Origin of the sequence: Streptomyces sp. (assembly GCF_050698815.1) — a bacterium.
GTDB lineage: Bacteria > Actinomycetota > Actinomycetes > Streptomycetales > Streptomycetaceae > Streptomyces.
In genome coordinates, this window is sequence record NZ_JBOHCV010000341.1 from 1 (window position 1) to 4,474 (window position 4,474).

The window sequence follows — 4,474 nt, forward strand, 5'->3', positions numbered from 1 at the left end:
AAAGCCGGCTGCCGCCTCGAGGGCCGGCTGAACCTACGGGGCCCGGGCGCCAGATACCTCAAGCATGAAGCGACAGAGGGGTGTTCGACCGCTGCCGCATACCGGAGGCTGTCCTCATCCCGGTGACAATGCCGAACAGAGGAGATCCGGATGCGGAGACTGCGTGTACAGCTGGCCGCAGCAGTAGTCGTGAGCATGGCTTTGCCCGTAACGCCTGCGCTGGCCGGACAGCCCTCCGGGTGTACTGATGCCTCGGTGCCACTGACCGTGGAGGAGCAGCGCTTGGCCAAGGCGATACCCCAAGAGATCCTGCGGCGTTCCGGCTTCGACCCGGTGGCTTCGAGTTTCACCCGGGCTCTGTGCGGTGCGAACACCTACCGTCAGGCGCAGCAGGTGGTGGAGCGGCACGGGCAGCGGCTGTGGCAGCGCGCGGTGGAACGGGCCCAGGGAGGCGGCCCGGCGGACGGGGACCTGAGTCGCGTGGATGACCGCCCCTTGTATTGGGCGCGGCTGGGCATGACAGGGGCGTTGCGGCAATGGCGGTCCGGCTTCGAGCTCTCCGATGCCCAGCGCACGGCACTGCTTGACCGGCTGGAGCACAGCTCGCGTGGTCAGGACGCCATCGACTTCCCGGGCGGGAGGGAAAAGGGCCTGAAGCGGGTGCTGGTAACCGGCTTTGACCCGTTCACCCTGGACAGGGACATTCGGATCAGCAATCCGTCCGGGGCCAGTGCGCTGGCACTGGACGGCACGGTGGTGCGCACCAAGGCGGGTCGGGTCAGGATCGAGACGGCCATGTTCCCCGTACGCTGGGCGGACTTCACCCGCGGGATGGTCGAGCAGACGCTGCGGCCGCATCTGCCGAAGGTGGACCTGTTCACCACGGTCAGCCTGGGCCGGCCCGGCCGGTTCGACGTCGAGCGCAACAACGGGGCATGGCGGGGGACGTTCCCCGACAACGACAACATCTCGGCCTCCGGGACCGTCCCCGTGGCCGATCCCGCTACTCAGCCTCAGTGGACGGCCACCACGCTTCCCTACCAGGACATCGTGTCCGCCCCGACGGGCCGCTTCCCGGTGAAGGACAACACGGAGGTGGTCGAGATCCCGGCGGGCGAGAGTGAGCCGGTGACGCGCCCTGACGGTCCGACCGAGGGCTCCACCGCGCGTGAGGGGGGTGGCGGGGACTACCTGTCCAACGAGATCGCCTACCGTGCGACGCTGCTGCGCGACCGGCTTGGTCTGAGTATTCCGGGCGGCCATGTGCACACCCCGGTCCTCGAGTTCGGCTCGGACAACACCGACCCGGCCACGGGAACGATCACCGACCCTGAATTCCTCCAGAATCGGCGGGACATCATCGACCAGGTTCGCTCGATCATCCGAGTAGCGGCCGAGCACTGACACCGTCCCATGCGATGAGGCAGCGGAACTGCGACTGCATGCCGGTTCACCTGTTCTTCGTCTCCTTCCACAGTCGCACCTTGCCGTCGTCGGCCGCGGTGGCGAGAAGCCGGCCCGCAGCAGGCGAGATCCCTGACCAGCACCCCATCGAGTGACCCCTGCACGTCATCGTGGGGGCTGGGAAGTGACGAGTTCGCAGGTCATGGCTTGCCTGCGGAATGCTGCATTGCGCGGCGCCAGCCAGTCTTGCCGGTCTCTGCGGCCCCTGACGGGACTGGTGTGCGCCATCCTGGAGGCATGGAGATCGAAGTGCTGGTCGTGCCCGACTGCCCCAACCGACAGCTCGCCGTCGATCGGCTGCAGCAGGCGCTGGATGATGGCGTACCTACGGTCGGTCGCCGACGGTAATGAGACCGTGCCCACCGTGGAGGTGGCGGGCAAGCCACCGGTCGACCCGCGGGCGCGTGAGGTGCCGGCGCTGGCACGGGAATGTGCTCCACACCTGGTGCCCGCCGACCGGGCCGACGTGCCCGACGCGGGAGCCGGGCGCCGACGCGGCTGGTGGCCCTGGCGCCGTCGCGGCTCGCCGACGTAGCGGGTGATTGCTCGGACGCGGGGTCGAGGCGGGCGGTGAGGAGTGACAGTGGACCTATGGACTGGCTGGCAGGCGTACCTGACTGATTTCCACGAGCGTCGTCCCGGGATCACCGAGGCGGTGCTGGGGCGGGCCACGCGTGAGGGCCGTACGGGGTACGACTGGCTGCTGGAAGCCGTGTCCACCACCGGCGACCGGCCGGTACTCGACCTTGCCTGCGGCAGCGCCCCGCTGGAGCCCGCGCTGCGTGAGCTGGGTTACCTCGGCGTGGACGCCTCCGCGGCGGAGCTGGCTCGTGCCCGCGCCCACGGGGCGAGCGGGCTGTTGCGTGCCGACGCCGCCCGTTTGCCGTTGCGGTCTGCCTCTTGCGGTGCGGTGGTGTGCTCCATGGGGCTGCAGATCCTCACCCCGCTGCCCGATGTGCTGCGCGAAGCGGCGCGCGTATTGGTGCCGACAGGCAAGCTGATCGCTCTGCTGCCCGACCATGGGCCGCTGCGTGGTGCGGACGCGCTGTGGTTGGCCGGGCTGATGGCCGCTCTTGGCCGTCCCCTCACCTACCCCAACGATTCGCTGCTGCGACGGCGACGCCTGCCCCAACTGCTGCACGCTGCGGGGCTGGAGCTGACCGAGGACCAGTGTCGCCGTTTCGGATACCGGCCGCGTTCGGCCGTCGAAGCGGAGGTGTTCCTCGACTCGCTCTACATCCCGGGCCTGACGTCCCGGCGCCACCGCGCCGCAAAGCGCTGGCTGCACGCGGCGGTGCGCGCCCATGCGGCGCTGCCGGTGCCCCTGCGTCGGATCACGGCCGTACGTGCTGCGCCGGCTGACTAGCCCGCTCAGCAGCAGGTCGCTGGGGAGTCCGCTGGGCCCGGGGGCAGATGTGCTGGGGCGCACGGGAGAGGCCGAAGTGGTTTGTTTCGTCACTGCTGCTGCGGCCCCGCTCTCGTACCGCTGCCCCGGCGTGGATATTCGCCGCTGTGGCGCTGGTGTGGGCAGGGCTGGCCGCGCAGGCGTACGCACGGGGGCTGGATGTGGGCAATTGCGGCTGTTTCGGCAGGTATCTGACCCAGCCGCTGCGGTGGTTCGTACTTGTGGAAGACGCGCTGATGCTGCTGTACGCCGCCGTGCTGCTGCGTCAGACGCGAGGGCTCCGGGGAAGGCTGCCAAGGGGCCACCGGGTTTCCGGTGTGCCCTCGAGCCACGAGCAGAACCGGCACCACGGAGAGGAACGCTGAGAGCCATGATGCGCGCAGTGTGGAACGGCACCGTCGTCGCGGAGACGCCGCGCACCAAGCGAGTGGAAGGCAACCACTACTTCCCCCCGGAGTCGCTGCGGCCCGAGTACGTCACCGCAAGCCCGACCAAGACGCTGTGCTTCTGGAAGGGCATGGCCCGCTACTACACCCTCCAGGCGGACGGCGCAGTGAACCCGGACGCCGCCTGGTACTACCCGCACCCGACCCCGTTGGCGCGCCGCATCAAGAACCACGTCGCCTTCGGCCATGGCGTGACCGTCGAGGGCACCCGGGAACGCGCCACGAACAAGGGAGGCTGAGAAGCTGTGGGATTCATCGCCCGGCTGCGTGCCGTGGCTCAAGCAAGCAGGCCGGTCGACCCGGAGTTCGCGGCGGTGCTGGAGCGCCGTTGGGCGGAGTTGCCGCAGTCGGCGCGGACGCCGGGCCAGCTGCTGGGACGGCACGCGGTGGGCTGCGAGGGCACCCACGGCGTCTTCCCCAAGTGCAACCTCACATGCACGCCCTGCTACCACTCCCGGGACGCCAACCAGGTGCGCGTCGACGGCCCGCACACGCTGGAGAACATCGACCGGCAGATGGCGCTGCTGCGCAAGCAGCGCGGGCCGGTGGCGCACGCCCAGCTGATCGGCGGCGAGGTGTCGCTGCTGGAACCGGACGACCACGCTGCCGCGCTAGGGGTCATGCGGGAGCACGGGCGGGAGCCGATGAGCTTCACCCACGGGGACTTCGACTACGCCTATCTGAAGCGCCTCGCGCTCGACGCAGACGGCAGGCGCCGGATCGAACGCCTTTCGTTCGCCGCGCACTTCGACAAGTTCATGTACGGGCGCCGAGGCATCACCCGCCCCGACAGCGAGGCTGCGCTCCACCCCTACCGGCGCCGGTTCACGGAGATGTTCGCCCGGCTGAGGCGCGAGCACGGCGTGCGTTACTTCCTGGCGCACAACATGACCGTCACGCCCGGCAACCTGGACGAGGTGGCCGACGTGATCCGGGAGGGTGCCCGGATGGGCTACGGGATGTTCTCCTTCCAGCCCGCCGCCTTCCTGGGCGACGAGCGGCGCTGGAAGGAGAACTACCGCCAGGCCACCCCGGACGCGGTGTGGACGGAGATCGAGCGGGGCGTCGGTACGCGGCTGGACTACCGGGTGCTGGAGAACGGGGACGTCCGCTGCAACCGAACCGCCTACGGCTTCTACGTCGGTGAGCGCTGGTACCC

5 protein-coding genes and 1 pseudogene are annotated in these 4,474 nt (G+C 69.5%); all 6 read left to right on the forward strand.

Going from position 1 to position 4,474, the window contains the following annotated elements; genetic code table 11:
- Positions 1-150 precede the first annotated feature (150 nt).
- Complete coding sequence (locus ACRDP3_RS12535) at positions 151-1,404, forward strand: pyroglutamyl peptidase (RefSeq protein WP_431516982.1); 1,254 nt, start codon at positions 151-153, stop codon at positions 1,402-1,404.
- A 415-nt stretch (positions 1,405-1,819) separates the two neighbouring features.
- A complete protein-coding gene (locus tag ACRDP3_RS12540; RefSeq protein ID WP_431516983.1) occupies positions 1,820-1,999 on the forward strand; it encodes a hypothetical protein in 180 nt (59 codons plus the stop codon).
- A 48-nt stretch (positions 2,000-2,047) separates the two neighbouring features.
- Positions 2,048-2,830: a class I SAM-dependent methyltransferase gene (locus ACRDP3_RS12545; RefSeq protein ID WP_431516984.1), complete on the forward strand. Its 783-nt coding sequence runs from the start codon at positions 2,048-2,050 to the stop codon at positions 2,828-2,830.
- A gap of 47 nt (positions 2,831-2,877) precedes the next feature.
- Positions 2,878-3,234, forward strand: coding sequence for a MauE/DoxX family redox-associated membrane protein (locus ACRDP3_RS12550; RefSeq protein ID WP_431516985.1), 357 nt, complete (start codon positions 2,878-2,880; stop codon positions 3,232-3,234).
- A gap of 5 nt (positions 3,235-3,239) precedes the next feature.
- The gene (locus tag ACRDP3_RS12555; protein WP_431516986.1) at positions 3,240-3,554 is read left to right on the forward strand and encodes a DUF427 domain-containing protein; all 315 of its coding nucleotides are present in this window, start codon (positions 3,240-3,242) and stop codon (positions 3,552-3,554) included.
- Between the two features lie 6 nt (positions 3,555-3,560).
- Positions 3,561-4,474 (forward strand): annotated as a pseudogene (locus ACRDP3_RS12560) (radical SAM domain-containing protein); the annotation flags it as partial.

Bases quoted from the DNA above. Each gene is read 5' to 3' on its own strand.
- ACRDP3_RS12535 (WP_431516982.1), top strand. From the start codon at position 151: ATGCGGAGACTGCGTGTACAGCTGGCCGCAGCAGTAGTCGTGAGCATG.
- ACRDP3_RS12555 (WP_431516986.1), top strand. From the start codon at position 3,240: ATGATGCGCGCAGTGTGGAACGGCACCGTCGTCGCGGAGACGCCGCGC.
- ACRDP3_RS12550 (WP_431516985.1), top strand. From the start codon at position 2,878: ATGTGCTGGGGCGCACGGGAGAGGCCGAAGTGGTTTGTTTCGTCACTG.